The organism is Streptomyces sp. NPDC102406 (genome assembly GCF_044765725.1).
Taxonomy (GTDB): domain Bacteria; phylum Actinomycetota; class Actinomycetes; order Streptomycetales; family Streptomycetaceae; genus Streptomyces.
Genome location: NZ_JBIWKP010000003.1, coordinates 798,828 through 814,520, shown reverse-complemented (window position 1 = coordinate 814,520; position 15,693 = coordinate 798,828). Strand labels below are relative to the sequence as shown.

Sequence of the window (15,693 nt, the reverse complement as noted above, 5' to 3'; positions counted from 1 at the left end):
GCGACAGGCGCCTGGGCGTCGTCAGCGCGCGGACGGGTCCCGCTCGGACTCGTGCCACCCGGCGTGCAGCGCCCGGTACTCCTCGGCGGTCGCCTTCGGCACGTACGTGCCAGGACCGAACATCGCCTTGGCGAGCCGCGCCCGCACCCGCTGCCGCACGGTGAACTTCCGCGCCACCCCGTTCGCGTCGACCGGCGGCCCCAACTCGTACGGAACGGGCTGCTCATGGCAGTTGAGGGTGTACAACTCGGCGCGCGTGAGCGGTTCGTGGACCTCGATGTACTCGCCGTGCGGCAGCCGCTTGATGGTCCCGGACTCGCGGCCGTGCAGGGCCTTGTCGCGGTCACGGCGCTGAAGTCCGTTGCACACGCGCCTGGTGACGACGAAGGCGAGCACCGGGACGACGAACACGCCGATCCGCACGGCCCAGGTGATGGCGTTGATGGACAGATGCAGGTTCAGGGCCACGATGTCGTTGCCGCCCCCGACGAGGAGTACCGCGTACAGCGCCAGCCAGGCGACACCGAGTCCCGTCCTGACGGGCCGGTTGCGCGGGCGGTCCGCGATGTGGTGCTCGCGCTTGTCGCCCGTGACCCATGCCTCGATGAACGGATACACCGCGATCAACGTCATGACCAGCGGGAACAGCAGGAACGGGAGGAAGACACCCAGTTGCAGCGTGTGCCCCCAGGCGTTGATCTCCCATCCCGGCATCACCCGGATCAGCCCCTCGGAGAAGCCGAGGTACCAGTCGGGCTGGGCGCCCGTCGTGACGAGGTCCGTCCGGTACGGGCCGAAGGCCCACACGGGGTTGACCGTCGCGACCGCCCCCATGAGCGCGAGGACGCCGAAGACCAGGAAGAAGAAGCCGCCCGCCTTGGCCACGTAGATGGGCAGGAACGGCGCGCCCACCACGTTCTTCTCGGTGCGGCCCGGGCCCGCGAACTGGGTGTGCTTGTGGTAGAAGACCAGGATCAGATGGGCCGCCACCAGGCCCAGCATGATGCCCGGCAGCAGCAGGATGTGGACCGGGTACAGCCGGGCGATGAAGTCCTCCCCGGGGAACTCGCCGCCGAAGAGGAAGAACGACAGATACGTCCCGACGACCGGCACGGACAGGATGGCGCCCTGCGCGAAGCGCAGACCCGTGCCGGAGAGCAGGTCGTCGGGGAGCGAGTAGCCGGTGAGTCCGGTGATGATGCCGAGCATCAACAGGGTCCAGCCGAAAAGCCAGTTGGCCTCACGCGGCTTGCGGAACGCGCCCGTGAAGAAGACCCGCATCATGTGCGCGAGCATCGCGGCGACGAAGACCAGCGCGGCCCAGTGGTGCATCTGCCGGATGAGCAGACCGCCGCGCACCTCCATGCTGATGTCGACCGTCGACTCGTACGCCCGGGTCACGAGGACGCCCTTGAGCGGTTCGTACGAGCCGTTGTAGACGACCTCGGCGTTGCTGGGCTCGAAGAAGAGGGTCAGATAGACGCCGGTGAGGATGAGGATGAGGAAGCTGTAGAGGCAGATCTCGCCGAACATGAAGGACCAGTGGTCCGGGAAGATCTTGCGCATCTGGGTCTTGGCGAGCTGGTAGAGGCCGAGTCGGCCGTCCGCCCAGTCGGCGAGGCGCTCCCCGCCCCCCGGCGGGCTCGCCCGGCGGCCGTCGTCGTGGGTGCGCTCGATGCCATCGCTCATGCGACTCCCCCTCGAAGCCCGGTGAGGCACAGTCAGGGTAGAACCGCGCGGGCGCCGCCGACAGGGGGCAGCGGACGGCCGACCGGTTCCGGTGGCCACCCGGGCGCCCGGCACGTCCACGCGCTCCCCGGGCCCGCGCGGTCCGGCCGACCGCCGCGCCCCTGATCCGGGCGCCGGGTGAGGGAGGATAGGCTTTCGCGTCCGGTGGTCCGCAGGGGGCCACGGGGGCCGCAGAGGGCTCAAGCGAAGGCGATGTGGCCTGATCCCGGGGGTCTGCCGATGATGTTCGACGTGGGGGCGAGAATGACTGGTCCGCTGGTGCCGATCCGGGCTGCGGCCCGGCAGACGTGGTGACCCCCGTGGAACCCACCCGCAGCGACAGCACGAACCAGGACCCGGCCAAGTCCCCCCTGCCGGTACGCCGCCCCGACGAGACGCGCCGCAACCCGGGGACGGTCCGCCGCACATCACCGGCCAGGACGCCCAGGCAACCCGACAAAGCCCCCGCGCCGAAGCCACAGGAGAAGCCGGAGGCCAGGACTCCCGCATCGGCGACGGGGGTTGCCGCGCCCCGCCCGGAGCCGGGCCCGGTGCCGCAGGAGCCCGGCCCGGGCCCCGAGGTCGCCGCACCGCAGCCCCGCACAACCGTCACCGCACCGCCGTTCACCGGTGACACCACGCCCAGGCCGCTCCCGGCCCCGCCGCGGTCGCAGCCCGAGCCCGGGCCCGGGCCCGAGCCCGAGGACAGCGTGCCCGGGGTTGTGCCCGTCGTCCCCGCGCCGCCGATGCCGTCCACGCCGCCCACGGTGACGGGCGCGGTCCCCGTCGTACGACCCCGGCCAAGCATCGCGTTCCCCGCGCCCGAGCCCGTCCTCACTGTCGACCCGCGCCTCACCCAGGCCGCGGGCAAGCCGCAGCACGGCGACTCGGTGGCACGGCGTTCGGGGCAGTCGCTGCGCCGCATCACCCGCCCCTCGGCCAGGGCCGCCGGCGAAGAGGCGCCCTGGACGCGGGAGTTGCAGCACCCGGTGGCCAAGGGCCGGGTCATCGCCGTGACCTCGATCCGGGGCGGCGTCGGCAAGACCACCACCGCCGCGCTCGTCGCCCGCACCCTCCAGCGCGTCCGGCAGGACCCCGTACTCGCCCTGGAGGCGGACGCCGCGCTCGGCACCCTGGCGGTGCGGCTCGGTGCCCAGTCGGTGCGCTGGTCGTGCGGGGAACTGGCCCGGATCCTCAAGCCGTCGATGCATCTCCTCGACATCACCGGCTACCTGGTGCCGCTCCCGGACGGCGGCTGGCTGCTGCCCGCGAGCCAGGGCAGGGTCGGTCCCCCGCTCGACGTCCCCACCTACCGCACCGTCACCCTGGCGCTGCGCCGCCACTTCGCCATGACGGTCGTCGACTGCGAGACGCTGCCGGGCGATGTCGCGCGTACCGCCATGGACACCGCGCACGCCCGGATCGTCGTCGCCCCGATGACCGCCGAGGGCGTCGGCGGCACCCGCGTCGTCCTGGACTGGCTCGCCGGGCTGCCGCACTCCACGCTGCCGTCCACCGTCGTGGCCCTGACGTCGGGCGCGCCGGACCAGAACCTCGATCTGGCCGCCGCCACCGCCCACGTCCGCGAGACCGGCGTCGGCGTCGTCCATCTGCCCTACGACCGGCACCTCGCGGCGGGCGGCCCGATCCACACGGACCTGCTCGCCTCGGCGACCCGCCGCGCCGCCGCGCAGCTCGCCGCCGAGGCCGTGCAGCGGGCGGTACGGACCCCGTAGGCCGCCACCGGCACGTCCGCTGCCAGGCAGGACACAAAAGTCGACCATTGACGTCCTGACCTCCTACTGCGATCTTGGCAAGCGCTTTCCAGTCGCCTGGCGTCAAGGGGGACGCATGAGGGATTCCACCGCTCAGGACCGCACCACCGCCCCGCCGCACGAGCAGCGCCGCGCCCTGTTCTCCGGGCGTCACACCCACCTCTGGGGTTTCCTGCTCGCGGGCTGGCTGATCAGCTACGCGGACCGCACGGTCACGGGCCCGGTCGTCTCCTGGATGATCGAGAACAAGGCCGGTTTCATCGGCGACGCGTCCCATCCCGCGACGCTGGGCGGCCTCATCGGCTCGATGTTCTTCACCGGTTACATGCTCACGCAGTACGCGGGCGGCCGGCTGGGCGACCGGTACGGGCACCGCGAGATGCTCGTCGTGTCGCTGCTGTGGGCGGGCCTGCTGACGCTGGCGTCCGGGCTCGCCGGTGGCCTGATCGGGTTCGTCGTCGCGCGTGTGCTCACCGGTCTCGGTGAGGGCGTCTTCTACTCCAACGACCGTGTCCTGGTCATCGACCACACGCCCCCGGCCCGCCGCACCATCGGTCTCGGCGTCGTCCTGACGGGCCTGTCCATCGGTCTGACCGTCGGCATCGTCGCCACCCCGCACCTGATCGACCTGGGTGGCACGTGGGGCCTCGGCGACCGGGCGTGGAGCATGCCGCTGTACGTGTTCGGCCTCGTCTCCCTCCTGGTGGCGGCGGCCACGTGGTTCTTCTTCCGGGCGCGCGGCGACCGCCCGCTGCGGCTCGGTCCGCCCACGCTGCGCCTGATCGGCTACTCGGTGCCCGCGGCGGTCGCCGTCGTCGCGCTGTTCGTCCTGGCCGACGAGTTCGGCTGGCCGGACTGGCTGACGGCGATCGGCTCGGGCGTGCTGTTCCTCGCCATGGTGACGCTCGTGATCCGGGGCATCGTGCGCACCGGGCGCTCGCCTCAACTCCTCAACCGGAACGTCTGGTTGATCTACATCGGCTTCGTCGCGGTGATGTGGAACCTGTGGTTCTTCTCGTTCTGGTCGGTGCAGATCGTCGCGGAGAGCGCGCACAGCAGCCTCGGCGCCGCGGCCCTGATCGCCGCGTTCAACGCCGGCGCGGGCATCATCGGCTTCCCGGTCGGCGGCTGGATCGCGGACCGGCGGGTGCGCGCGGGCAAGGGCCGCAAGCCGCTGGCGGTGGCGTGCGCCGCCGTGCACACGGTGCTCGCCGTGGCGTTCGGCGTGAGCCTGCTGAACGGGCGCCCCTCGCTGCTCCTGCTCGGCCTCATCCTGTTCTGCTCGGGCCTGTTCTTCAACGCGCTCCAGCCGATCGTCCACAGCCTCCTCGGCGACCTCGCCGCCGACGAGGACCGGGGCTCGCTGTTCGGCCTGTTCAACCTGGTCGCCGAGATCGGCGCGGTGGCCAGCCCCGTCGTCAGCGGTGTGCTGCGCGACGCGACGGGCAGTTGGGCGCCCGGCGTGTTCACCGCCGCGGGCGTGATGGCCGTGTCGGTCGTGCTGTACGGGATGGTGAAGGAGCGGATACCCCGGGTCGCGTGAGTCCGGGCGCCCTCAGCAGCCCTGCGCGACGGGCTCGAAGGAGACCTTCGCGCGCGCGTCCGCCCCATGGACCTCGCTGTAGGTCGCGGGGCGGACGCGGTACCAGACGTCGTCCTTGCCGGGCGCGCCGTTCACGTCGTCGAGGCGTACGCACCAGCGTTCCCGGCGCACGACGCGCGTGTACGTCTCGGTGCCCCTGCGGACCTTCCGGCACTCCCGGTGCTTCTCGGTGGTGTACCAGGTGGTGGTGCGGCTCCTGCCGCGCCGGGTGTGCTTGACCTTGCGGGTCTCGGCCTCGCACTTCGTCACCAGGTGCGGCCGGGTGCCCCGGGCGGTCCGCCGGGTGACGTGCCGCAGAAAGTCGCGGAGCCCGGCGACCTCGACGGGCCGGTCCCCGTGCCTCTCGGTGGCGGAGCTGTCGCCCTTCGCCGGACCGGCCTGCGCCGACGCGCCCTTGTCCGCGCCGCCGCACGCCGCGAGCACGGCCACGAGCACCATCGTCAGCCCGGCCAGTGCCGGACGCCGCTTCCAGGACATAACTCCTCTTGCCGTACATGCCGTCGGGGACGGGCAGCCTAGCCGATCATGACCGGCCGCCGAGCCGGGGCGGCGTCATCCGGCGGTCGGGGTCCAGTCGCCGAGCCAGTCCGCGACCTCCTGCCCCGCCGCCTGCGCGTCGGTCAGTTGGGGCCGGTCGGCGCTCGCCGCACCGGCGCCCGCCCCGGTGTTCTTGTACTCGGCGAAGCGGTCGTCCTTCCAGGGGAAACCGCTCATGTCCGTCCACGGCGTCGACTTGATCGCGGCGCTCAGTGTCGAGTTCCGGACGGTGGCCTGCGGGTCGAGCGCCGCGTTGCCGCCCGCGTGCCAGTTGCGGCCGAGGTAGAAGCTGCCGTCGGAGACCTCACCGCTGATGGTGGTGCGGTTGATGAGGATGCCCTTGTCGGCGGCGGCGGTGCTCGGCGCCACGACGTATCCGGCGGAGGTGCCGTTCCACCGCTTCTTCAGTGTGATGACGGACCTGTCGACGACGGCGGTGGCTCCGCCGAAGATGAAGTCGACGTTGCCGACGACGTAGGAGTTGGTCAGGTAGACGCGCTTGCCGGAGCCGTCGAGCAGCAGGGTGTCCTGGTCGCCGCTGACGATGACGCTGTCGAGGAAGACCTTGTCGGCGTTGGTGCGCAGGGCGACGGCCTGCTGCCCGGTGACGGACTGGTTCGCGCCCTCGTCGAAGTCGTTGGTGACGCTGAGGTTGCGCAGTTGGGTGTCGGCGCCGAGGACGTGCAGGGTGGCACTGCCGGAGGTGCCGTACGTCGAACCGTCCGGCTTGGTCGATCCGGCGGCGTGCCCCTCGACGATGACGGTGTCCTTGCGGCTTGGACCCGTGCCGCGCAGGGTGACGTGCGGCTTGTTCGCCGGGATGGTCACGGTCTCGCGGTACGTGCCCGGCGCGACGAGGATGTCCACGCGCGCGGTGTTGCCCGCGGGAACGGCGTCGACGGCGGCCTGCACCGTCCGGTACTGCCCGCTGCCGTCCTTGGCGACGGTCAGCGTCGTGGCCGCCGCGGCCTTCACCGGGGTGGTCGTCGTGCCGATCGAACCGCGCGGCCCGGCACCGGACTTGAGGAGGGCGGGCACGTCGGCCGCCTTGTCGAGCGTGTACGGGTAGAACTGCTTCGGGTCGAAGGCCGTGCCCCCGCTCTCGTTCCTGCCGCTGGTCCCGGAGAAGACGCTGCCGCGCTGCACGACGGTGGCGGTCGCGTCCTTGGTGACGGGGTTGTTGACGCCCTGGAAGTAGCTGTTCTCCAGGACCATGCGGGTCCGGCCGCGCGAGTAGTTGCCGTACGACGACGTGATGGCCGTGTTCGGATCGTCCTGGAGGTAGTTGTTGTAGAGGTGCGCGTGGGCGGCGTTGTCGGTGGAGGGATTGCGCTGTTCGGTCTCCCGGATCCAGTTGTGGTGGATCGTGATGTCGGTGACGAGGTTGTCGGTCCAGCCGATGCCGAACGCCTTGTTGTCGTTGCTGAGCCGGTTCCAGGAGACGGTCACGTCCGTGCTGTCCTTGCGCACGTCGATGAGGCCGTCGGCCATGTGCCGCAGGTCGTTGTGGTCGATCCAGACGTGGTGCGCGCCGTCCATCTGGACTGCGTCGAAGTCGTGGTCCTTGTCGTTCCAGGTGCCCTGGTAGGTGTCGCGGATCGTCAGATTGCGGATGATCACGTTGTGCACGCCGGTGCCGAGGAAGAAGCCGCCGCCGACGATCTGCCCGGCGGTACCGGCGCCCACGATCGTCTTGTCGGAGGCGACCTTGATCTCCTTGCCGACGGGGTTCACGGTGATGGCCGCCGCGACGACGATGACGTACGGCTCGCTCGCGGTGGCGTACTTCTCCAGGTCGGCGAGGGTCTTGACGGTCACGGTCCGGCCGTCGCGCCCGCCGTACGTGCCCTTCTGCCCCTGGGAGTCGACGGAGGCGAAACCGTCGGCCACGTCCTCGGCCCAGGCCGCGGCCGTCACGGCCGGGGCGGCGGCGGCCGAGGCGCGGTCACCGCCGCCCGCGCCGAGGAGGCCGCCGCCGTGGGCGAGGGCGAGGGCGGCGGCCACCGCGAGCGGCGCCCCCACGGTGAGGGCGGGCTTGCGCCTGCGGTGCCGGGCCTTGCTGCGGGCGTCATTCATCTGCGACTGCGCTCCGTTACGGGTGGGGGGCGCCCGCGCCGGACGACACGGGCCGGTGTGCAGTCGCCGTAGGCCCCCCGAAAGGTTGCCGCCGCCCGTCAGCCGCCCGAGAGGGCCGAACGGATCGCGTCGTAGGCGGGCTTGTGCCGCAGCTCCTCGTCCCAGGGCAGGGCCGCGCCCTCCTCCGGGAAGACAGCCGGGATCCATGAGTGCCGGTCGGAGTAGCCCCACAGCGTGATGCCCACGCAGCGTCGCACGGCCAGGCACGCCTCGGTGATCCGGCCGTACCAGTCGGCCTGTTCGGCGAGCTTCGTCGCGTCGGCGGGCAGGATCATGCGGATGTCGAGTTCGGTGAAGGCGACGTCGAGGCCCAGGCCCGCGAAGCGCCGCAGGTTCTCCTCGACACCGGCCGGGAACCCGTACTGGAGCGCCAGGTGCCCCTGGAGGCCGAAGCCGTCGATGGGGACGCGGTCCGCCTTGAGCCGCTTGATCAGCGCGTAGTAGGCGTCGGACTTCGCGCCCAGGCCGTCGACGTTGTAGTCGTTGAGGTAGAGCTTGACCGTGGGGTCGGCGGCGCGGGCCCAGCGCAGGGCGTCGGCGATGTAGCCGGGGCCGAGGGTCGTGTAGAAGATGTTCTCCCGGTACGTGCCGTCCTCGTTCATGATCTCGTTGGCGACGTCCCAGGCGAAGACCTTGCCCCGGTAGTGCTTGACGACCTGCGTGATGTGGTTCCTGAGGATGGCGCGCAGCTCGGCGGCGGTCCAGGTGCCGGAGGTCAGCCAGTCCGGGAGCTGGCTGTGCCACAGCAGGGTGTGGCCGCGGACCTTGAGGTGGTGGGCGCGCGCGTAGTCGACGATCTCGTCGCCCGCCGTGAAGTCGAAGTCACCGCGCTGCGGTTCGGTGGCGTACCACTTCATGCCGTTGCCGGGGGTGGTGGTGCCGAACTCGCGGCCGAGGAGGTCGGCGTAGGCGGTGTCGGTCAGTTCGGGGTTGTCGACGGCCGAGCCGAAGTAGCGCCCGTGTTCGCGGGCCAGCTCGTGCAGCGTGGCCGGGCGGTGGTGGCCGTCGGCCGCCGCCCCGGCCGTGGGGGCGGCGGCGAGTCCGAGCAGCAGGGCGGAGGCCGCCGCCAGGGCGGCGGATCTGACGCGGGGGCGGCGTGCGGGTGCGCGCATGGTTCGTCTCCTCGTTCAGGTTGTGCGGGGCGTGTACGGGGTCACTTCACGCGGATCTCGCAGCGCATTCGCCGGTCCCGTCCGACCGTGCGCGCCGGGCCCGTCAGGGTGAGCGGCACGGTGTGGTGGACGTGGCTGCTGGAGGCCGAGACCCGCAGTTCGAGTGCGCCGGGTTCGACGACGCGGCGGCCGTCGGCTCCGGTGTACGCGGCGAGGTCCGCCGGGAACGTGGCGTGGACCTCCGCGCGGGCGCCGGCGTCGAGCGGGACCCTGGCGTGGCCGACGAGCCGGATCTCGGGGCGGGCGACGGTGCCGAGGGGGTCGTGGAGGTAGAGCTGGACGACCTCGGTGCCGGGGCGGTCGCCGGTGTTGCGGACGGTGAGCCGGATGCCGGTCTCGCCGTCGGTGGGCAGTTCGGGCGCGTCGCACTGCGGGGCGGACCAGGCGAACGTGGTGTACGACAGGCCGTGGCCGAACGGGTAGAGGGCGCTGGGGTCGACGTTGCTGGGGGCGCCCCGCAGGCCGAGCGGCGGGGCGAGGTAGGGGGCGGGCTGGCCGCCCGGGGTGCGGGGTACGCCGACGGGCAGCCGGCCCGAGGGCTCGACGCGGCCGGACAGGACGCCCGCGACGGCGGCGGCGCCCTCCTGGCCGGGGAAGAAGGCCTGGACGACGGCGGCGGCCCGGTCCGCCCAGCGGCCGAGCGCGTACGGACGGCCGCTGAGCACGACGATCACGGTCGGCGTCCCGGAGCCGACCGCCTCGTCCAGCAACCGGCCCTGCCCGTACGGCAGTTCCAGGTCCTCGGCGTCGCAGCCCTCCCCCGACGAGCCGCGCCCGAACAGGCCGGAGCGGTCGCCGACGACGGCCAGGCACACGTCGGCCGCCGCCGGGTCGTCGACGAACACGGCGCCCGGCAGCTCGGCGGGCAGCGCCTCGACGAGGGTCGGTACGTGGACACCGGCGGGCAGTTCGGGGTGGTTGACGCCGACGTGCCGGGGGAAGGTGTAGCAGCCGAGCATGGCGGCCCGTTCGGCGGCGAGGGGGCCGACGACGGCGATGCGCGGGCTGTCGCCGAGCGGCAGGACGCCGGAGTCGTTGGCGAGCAGGACGACGGACTCCTGCGCCACCTTGGCGGCCAGCTCCCGCAGGTGCGGAGGGTTCAGGTCGATGGGGGTGTCGTCACCGGCCGGTTCCTCGTCGGCGTCGAGGAGGCCCAGCTCGCATTTCTGGACGAGGACGCGCAGGGCCGCCCGGTCGAGCAGCTCCTCGGGGAGGTGCGCGGCGGTGGTGAAGCAGCGGGCCGTGGGCAGTTCGACGTCCACGCCGGCCGCGAGGGCGAGCCGGGCGGCGTCCGCCGCCGAACCGGCGACCTTGTGCGCGGACTCCAGGAAGGAGAGGCCGAAGTAGTCCGAGACGACGGTCCCCGTGAACTCCCACTCCTCGCGCAGAATGCCGGTGAGCAGGCCGGGGTGGGCGTGGGCGGGCAGGCCGTCGAGGTCGTTGTAGGCGGACATCACGGAGCGGGCGCCGCCCTCGCGCAGCGCCATCTCGAACGGGGGCAGGATCACGTCGGCGAGCTCGCGCGGGCCGAGCGCGGCGGGGGCGTGGTTGCGGGCGGCGCGCGAGGCCGAGTACCCGGCGAAGTGCTTGAGGGTGGCGACGATCCCGGCCGCCTCCAGACCGCGTACGTAGGCGGTGCCGATCGTGCCCACGAGGTACGGGTCCTCGCCGATCGACTCCTCGGTGCGGCCCCAGCGCGGATCGCGTACGACGTCGAGGACGGGGGCGAGGCCCTGGTGGATGCCGACCGCGCGCATGGAGGCGCCGATGCCCCGCGCCATCTCGGTCACGAGGGCCGGGTCGAAGGTGGCGCCCCAGGCGAGGGGGGTCGGGAAGACGGTGGCCTGCCAGGCGCAGAAGCCGGTCAGGCACTCCTCGTGGGCGAGGGCGGGCAGCCCGAACCGGTTGCCCGCGCGGATCCGCCGTTGCAGCGCGGCCAGCTTGGCGGCGCCGTCGGCGGGTTCGAGGGGGACGGTGCCGAAGGGGCGGGTGAGGTGGCCGAGGCCGTGGGGCAGCAGCGCGTCCAGGGCGGCGCTGTGGGCCGCGTAGGCGTGCTGGCCGGGGGCGACCGCGGCGTCGGCGGCGTCGATCTCGGCGCCCAGCCAGACGCTGGAGAGCTGGGCGGTCTTCTCCTCGGTGGTCATCCGGGCGAGCAGGTCCGCCGCCCGGACGTGGGCGGTCAGGGTGGTGTCCTGCCAGGGCTCGGCCATGGAACTCCTCGGGTCCGGGGTGGTCGTCGGGGTGGCTCAGCCCTTGGTGGCGCCCGTGGTGATGCCGCCGATCAACTGCCGTTCGGCCACCGCGTAGAAGGCGAGCGCGGGCACCATGGCGAGGACGAGGTAGGCGAAGACGCGCGCCACGTCCGTGCCGTACTGGCCCTGGAACTGCTGGACGCCGACGGGGATCGTCCACCAGCTCGGCTCGCTGAACACGAGCAGGGGCAGCAGGAAGTTGTTCCAACTGCTGACGACGGCGAGCACGGAGACCGTGCCGAGGGCGGGGCGCGCCATCGGCAGCAGGATGCGCCAGAAGAAGCCGAACGGGGAGCAGCCGTCGAGGGTGGCGGACTCCTCCAGCTCACCGGGGACGGCGCGGAAGAAGCCCCGCAGGACGACGATGGTCACGGGCAGCCCGAACGCGGCCTGCGGCAGGATGACGCCCCACGGGTTGTCGAGCAGCCCGAAGGTGCGCAGCAGCACGAAGAGCGGCAGGATCGCCACGGCGAAGGGGAACATCAGCCCCATCGTGAACAGGGTGAACAGCACTTCCCGCCCGCGGAAGGCGAACCGGGCGAGCGCGAAGGCGGCGAGGGCCGCCGTGCCGACGGTGAGCAGTGTCGTGCCGACGGCGATCAGCGTGGAGGAGCCGAGGGAGCGCCAGAATCCGCTGTCGCCGAGGATCGCCGTGTAGTTCTCCGTCACCCAGGGCGAGGGCGGTCCGAAGGCGTTGTCGGAGAGCTGGTCGGTGGATTTGAAGCCGGAGACGAGTGCGTACAGCAGCGGCGTCACCATGACCACGCCGATGATCCACACGGTCGCGTACAGCGGGACCGAGCGCAGTCGGCGGCGCGTGGCCGCTGTCGCCCTCATCGGGTCGCTCGGGTGTCGGCGCGCATGGTGGTGAGGGCTCCTTCGGTGTCGCGGCGCAGCACGAGGCGCTGGTAGGCGAGGGCGAAGACGAGGCTGATGAGGAACATGGCGATGCTGATGGCGCTGGCGTAGCCGACCTGGTAGCGCTTGAAGCCGAACTGGAAGAGGGTGACGGCCATGGTCTCGGAGTGGTGGTCGGGGCCGCCCTGCGTCACCACCCACACCAGGTCGAACAGTTGGATGGCGCCGATGACGGAGAGGAAGACGCTCATCCGGATCGTCGGTCCGAGCAGGGGCAGCGTGAGGTACCGGAACCGCTGCCAGGGTCCGGCGCCGTCGATGCGCGCGGCGTCGTGGAGTTCGGTCGGGATCCCTTGCAGGCCCGCGAGGTAGAGCATCATGTGGAAGCCGAAGTACTTCCAGGTCATGACGAGGAAGAGGGTCGGCAGGGCGGTGTTCTGCCCGGCGAACCACAGGCCGCCGACGCCGTCGAGGCCGAGCGCTCCGAGCGCCTTGTCGGCGAGTCCCGCGTCGGGCGCGAAGATCATGCTGAACAGGACGCCGGTGATCACCTCGGACAGGACGTACGGGGCGAAGAACAGCATCCGGTAGACGGCCCGGCCGCGCAGCCGCTGGTTGAGCAGGACGGCCATGGCGAGCGCGAAGGGCAGTTGCAGTCCGACGGAGAGCAGGACGAGCAGCAGTCCGCGCCACAGGTCGCCGAGGAAGACGGGGTCGTCGAGCAGGCGGCTGAAGTTGTCCAGGCCCGCGAAGTCCGAGGGCGCGCCGAAGCCGCCCCAGTCGAAGAGGCTGACGTAGAGCGCGTACAGGATCGGGGCGAGGACGAGCAGCAGGAACAGGACGAGGGCGGGCACCGTGAAGACGAAGGCGGTCAGCCAGTCGCGGACCCGGCGGGAGAACGGCGGGGCCGTGGCGGGCGCGGGCGTCTTCGCGGGCGCGGGGCGCGCGGGCGGCGCCGAGGTCGAGGGCGTCGTCATCTACTGGCTCTTGGCGACCTGGGTGACGGAACGGGTGACCTGCTCGGGCGACTTGGAGCCGGCGATGAGCGCCGCCACCGAGTCGTTGACCTCCTGCCCGACGGCCGGCGGGTAGGCCTGGTCGAGGTAGAGCTGGAAGCCGGTGGACTTGTTCAGCATGGTCAGGACGGCCTTGAGGTTGGGGTCGGTGAGCGCGTCCTGGGCCTTCTTGTTCACCGGGATGACGCCGGTGTCCTTGACCAGGATGCGCTGGGACTCGGGGCTGACGAAGAACTCCAGGAAGTCGACGGCCTCCTTCGGCGCGCCCTTGCGCAGGGCGTATCCGCCGCCTCCGCCGAACACGTCGCTGCCCTTGCCCTTGCCGCCCTCGACGGCGGGGAAAGGGAAGAAGCCGAGGTCGTCGCCGATGCCCTTGCCCGAGGCGGCCTGTTCCCTGGGCGCCCACTGGCCCATCAGCTCCATGGCGGCCTTGCCGTTGCCCATAGTGGCGGCCTGGCCGGTCGGGGAGGAGTACGGGGCGCCGAGGAAGCCCTTCTGGAACGGTGCCAGGTCGACGAGTTCCTTGAGGTGTTCGCCCGCCTTGACGAAGGGATCGCCGGTGAAGTCCTTGGCGTCGGCGGCCCGTTGCATGCCGTCGACCCCGGCGAGGCGCATCGCGAGGTACGCCCAGTAGTACATCCCGGGCCACTTCTCCTTGCCGCCGAGCGCGATCGGGGTGATCCCGGCGCTCTTGAGGCCGCGCACCGTGTCGAGGAGGTCGGCCCAGGTGGCCGGGGCGGAGGTGATCTTCGCCTTCTGGAAGAGTGCTTTGTTGTACCAGAAGCCGACGGCGCCGATGTCGTTCGGGACGGCGTAGGTCTTCTTGTCGAACTCGTAGGCCTCGCGCGAGGCGGGCACCAGCGTGTCGATCCAGGAACCGACGGACTCGGTGAGGTCCTCGACGAGCCCCGCGTCGATCTGCTGCTTCAGGACGCCCCCGCCCCAGGTGTGGTAGATGTCCGGGAGCTTCCCTGAGCTGGTCAGGGCCGTGAGCTTCGACTTGAACGCGTCGTTCTCCAGCGTCACGACCTTGATCCGCACGTCGGGGTGGGCCTTCTCGAACGCCTTGGCCCGGGCGTCCCAGCGGCTCCGCGCGGGCTCGGACGTCATGATGTGCCACCACTCGACGACGGTCCGGCCCGAGTCGTCCTTGGCCCCCGAGTCGGAGTCCCCGCAGGACGTGAGCACGGCGACGCCGAGTCCTGCCACCGAGACGGTGCCCAGGAACCTGCGGCGGGACGGCCCGGCCACGGCACCGGAGACGGACAGGTGAGCTCGTTCGGAGGTTGGCATGGGCGCACCTTCCGGAAGGGAACCGAAAAATATCGGGAGCTGGCCACGGAAGTTACGGACGCGCAGCGGGGGTGTCAACGCCCTTGTCAGAAAAGGGCGTTGACGCCCCCGCCGGGAAGAAGACGCGTTACGCCTGGCGCGGCGCGGCCGTACTGGCCCTGACCACCAGCTCTGTCGCCAACTCGACCCGCGAGGAGGCCGGTTCGACCGAGCGCGCCAGATCGAGCACCGACCGCGCCGCCAACTTGCCCATGTCCGCGAGCGGTTGACGGACCGTGGTGAGCGGCGGCGCCGACCACCGGACTTCCGGAAGATCGTCGAAGCCGACGACGCTCATGTCCTGCGGCACGCGCGCGCCGCGCCTGCGCAGCGCCTCGATCGCGCCGAGCGCCATCTGGTCGCTGGCGGCGAAGACCGCGGTGGGCGGTTCGGGCAGGTCCAGGAGGTGGTCGCAGCCCGCGAAGCCGGAGGCGTGGTAGAAGTCGCCGGGCACGATCAGCGCGTCGTCGACCGGCACGCCCGCCACGTCCAGGGCGGCCCGGTAGCCGTCGAGCCGGGCGCGCGAGCACAGCAGCCGGGGCGGCCCCGCGATGAAGCCGATCCGCCGGTGCCCGAGGCCGAGCAGATGCTGGGTCGCGGACATCCCGCCGGCCCAGTTGGTGGCGCCGACGGTCGGCGCCTGCGTGGCGGGCGAACCGGCCGGGTCGATCACCACCAACGGCACGCCCAGGCGCCGCAACTCCTCGTGCAGTCCGGATTCGAGGACCGACGTCACGAGGATCACGCCGTCCGACGCGCGGGCCCGCAGATTGGTCATCCACTGCCGGGCCGCGCCCGCCCGGTCGTGGATCGCGGAGACCACCGTGCCGACGCCCGCGTCGTGCGCGACCTCCTCGACCCCCCGGATGATCTCCACGGCCCAGGGGCTGTCCAGGTCGTTGAAGACCAGGTCGAGCAGGGCCGCCCGGGTGCCGGGCGCGGCCGGGCGGCGCCGGTAGCCGTGCCGGTGCAGCAGGTCCTCGACCCGGGCGCGGGTGGCCGGGGAGACGTCGGAGCGCCCGTTGACGACCCGCGAGACCGTCGGTACGGAGACCCCGGCCTCCCGCGCGATCTCGGTGATCGTCACCTTGGCCGGCCCGTCCGGGCTCCCCGTGGCTGCCTTGCGCTGGACGCCGTCCCGGGCCACGATCCCCACCTCCGTCGACAGGGGCACCCGGAAGTTCTCCGGGGCCCTTCCGGAAAACCGTAGGTCATGCCGGTGCCCGACCGCCGCTCAAGGCGTCTTTTCGTCCGGCCTGCCGAACATCCGGCCCCGCCCCGCCC

General features: G+C 71.9%; 11 protein-coding genes. 2 read left to right on the top strand and 9 right to left on the bottom strand.

Features of this window, described 5'->3' with window-relative positions; translation table 11 throughout:
- Window positions 1–21: 21 nt before the first annotated feature.
- On the bottom strand, window positions 22–1,689 hold the full coding sequence (locus tag ACIRF8_RS17545) for a cytochrome bc complex cytochrome b subunit (protein ID WP_404215701.1): 1,668 nt from the start codon (window positions 1,687–1,689) through the stop codon (window positions 22–24).
- 359 nt (window positions 1,690–2,048) lie between these two features.
- Here ACIRF8_RS17545 and ACIRF8_RS17540 point away from each other — a divergent pair, with 359 nt between their 5' ends.
- The gene (locus ACIRF8_RS17540) at window positions 2,049–3,464 is read left to right on the top strand and encodes a hypothetical protein (RefSeq protein WP_404215699.1); all 1,416 of its coding nucleotides are present in this window, start codon (window positions 2,049–2,051) and stop codon (window positions 3,462–3,464) included.
- 115 nt (window positions 3,465–3,579) lie between these two features.
- Complete coding sequence (locus ACIRF8_RS17535) at window positions 3,580–5,046, top strand: MFS transporter (protein WP_404215698.1); 1,467 nt, start codon at window positions 3,580–3,582, stop codon at window positions 5,044–5,046.
- Between the two features lie 12 nt (window positions 5,047–5,058).
- Here ACIRF8_RS17535 and ACIRF8_RS17530 read toward each other — a convergent pair whose 3' ends face one another.
- The 8 genes from ACIRF8_RS17530 to ACIRF8_RS17495 form a co-directional block, all read right to left on the bottom strand.
- Window positions 5,059–5,583, bottom strand: a complete 525-nt coding sequence (locus tag ACIRF8_RS17530; RefSeq protein WP_404215696.1) for a hypothetical protein — start codon at window positions 5,581–5,583, stop codon at window positions 5,059–5,061.
- A gap of 75 nt (window positions 5,584–5,658) precedes the next feature.
- Window positions 5,659–7,719 (bottom strand): pectinesterase family protein, encoded by a 2,061-nt coding sequence (locus ACIRF8_RS17525; RefSeq protein ID WP_404215694.1) that lies wholly within the window; start codon window positions 7,717–7,719, stop codon window positions 5,659–5,661.
- Between the two features lie 98 nt (window positions 7,720–7,817).
- Complete coding sequence (locus tag ACIRF8_RS17520; RefSeq protein ID WP_404215692.1) at window positions 7,818–8,891, bottom strand: endo-1,4-beta-xylanase; 1,074 nt, start codon at window positions 8,889–8,891, stop codon at window positions 7,818–7,820.
- Window positions 8,892–8,932: 41 nt separating this feature from the next.
- The gene (locus tag ACIRF8_RS17515; RefSeq protein ID WP_404215690.1) at window positions 8,933–11,161 is read right to left on the bottom strand and encodes a glycoside hydrolase family 3 N-terminal domain-containing protein; all 2,229 of its coding nucleotides are present in this window, start codon (window positions 11,159–11,161) and stop codon (window positions 8,933–8,935) included.
- A gap of 36 nt (window positions 11,162–11,197) precedes the next feature.
- Window positions 11,198–12,040 (bottom strand): carbohydrate ABC transporter permease, encoded by an 843-nt coding sequence (locus ACIRF8_RS17510; protein WP_404215688.1) that lies wholly within the window; start codon window positions 12,038–12,040, stop codon window positions 11,198–11,200.
- The gene (locus tag ACIRF8_RS17505) at window positions 12,037–13,038 is read right to left on the bottom strand and encodes a carbohydrate ABC transporter permease (RefSeq protein WP_404215686.1); all 1,002 of its coding nucleotides are present in this window, start codon (window positions 13,036–13,038) and stop codon (window positions 12,037–12,039) included. The genes ACIRF8_RS17510 and ACIRF8_RS17505 overlap by 4 nt, the downstream gene beginning before the upstream one ends.
- The gene (locus ACIRF8_RS17500; RefSeq protein WP_404215684.1) at window positions 13,039–14,370 is read right to left on the bottom strand and encodes an extracellular solute-binding protein; all 1,332 of its coding nucleotides are present in this window, start codon (window positions 14,368–14,370) and stop codon (window positions 13,039–13,041) included. It abuts the gene before it with no gap.
- A 127-nt stretch (window positions 14,371–14,497) separates the two neighbouring features.
- Entirely contained in the window at window positions 14,498–15,556 is a 1,059-nt protein-coding gene (locus ACIRF8_RS17495) for a LacI family DNA-binding transcriptional regulator (RefSeq protein ID WP_404215929.1), read from the bottom strand.
- Window positions 15,557–15,693 lie beyond the last annotated feature (137 nt).

Bases quoted from the DNA above. Each gene is read 5' to 3' on its own strand.
- ACIRF8_RS17530 (WP_404215696.1), bottom strand. From the start codon at position 5,583: ATGTCCTGGAAGCGGCGTCCGGCACTGGCCGGGCTGACGATGGTGCTC.
- ACIRF8_RS17545 (WP_404215701.1), bottom strand. From the start codon at position 1,689: ATGAGCGATGGCATCGAGCGCACCCACGACGACGGCCGCCGGGCGAGC.
- ACIRF8_RS17500 (WP_404215684.1), bottom strand. From the start codon at position 14,370: ATGCCAACCTCCGAACGAGCTCACCTGTCCGTCTCCGGTGCCGTGGCC.
- ACIRF8_RS17510 (WP_404215688.1), bottom strand. From the start codon at position 12,040: ATGAGGGCGACAGCGGCCACGCGCCGCCGACTGCGCTCGGTCCCGCTG.
- ACIRF8_RS17505 (WP_404215686.1), bottom strand. From the start codon at position 13,038: ATGACGACGCCCTCGACCTCGGCGCCGCCCGCGCGCCCCGCGCCCGCG.
- ACIRF8_RS17515 (WP_404215690.1), bottom strand. From the start codon at position 11,161: ATGGCCGAGCCCTGGCAGGACACCACCCTGACCGCCCACGTCCGGGCG.
- ACIRF8_RS17520 (WP_404215692.1), bottom strand. From the start codon at position 8,891: ATGCGCGCACCCGCACGCCGCCCCCGCGTCAGATCCGCCGCCCTGGCG.
- ACIRF8_RS17535 (WP_404215698.1), top strand. From the start codon at position 3,580: ATGAGGGATTCCACCGCTCAGGACCGCACCACCGCCCCGCCGCACGAG.
- ACIRF8_RS17525 (WP_404215694.1), bottom strand. From the start codon at position 7,719: ATGAATGACGCCCGCAGCAAGGCCCGGCACCGCAGGCGCAAGCCCGCC.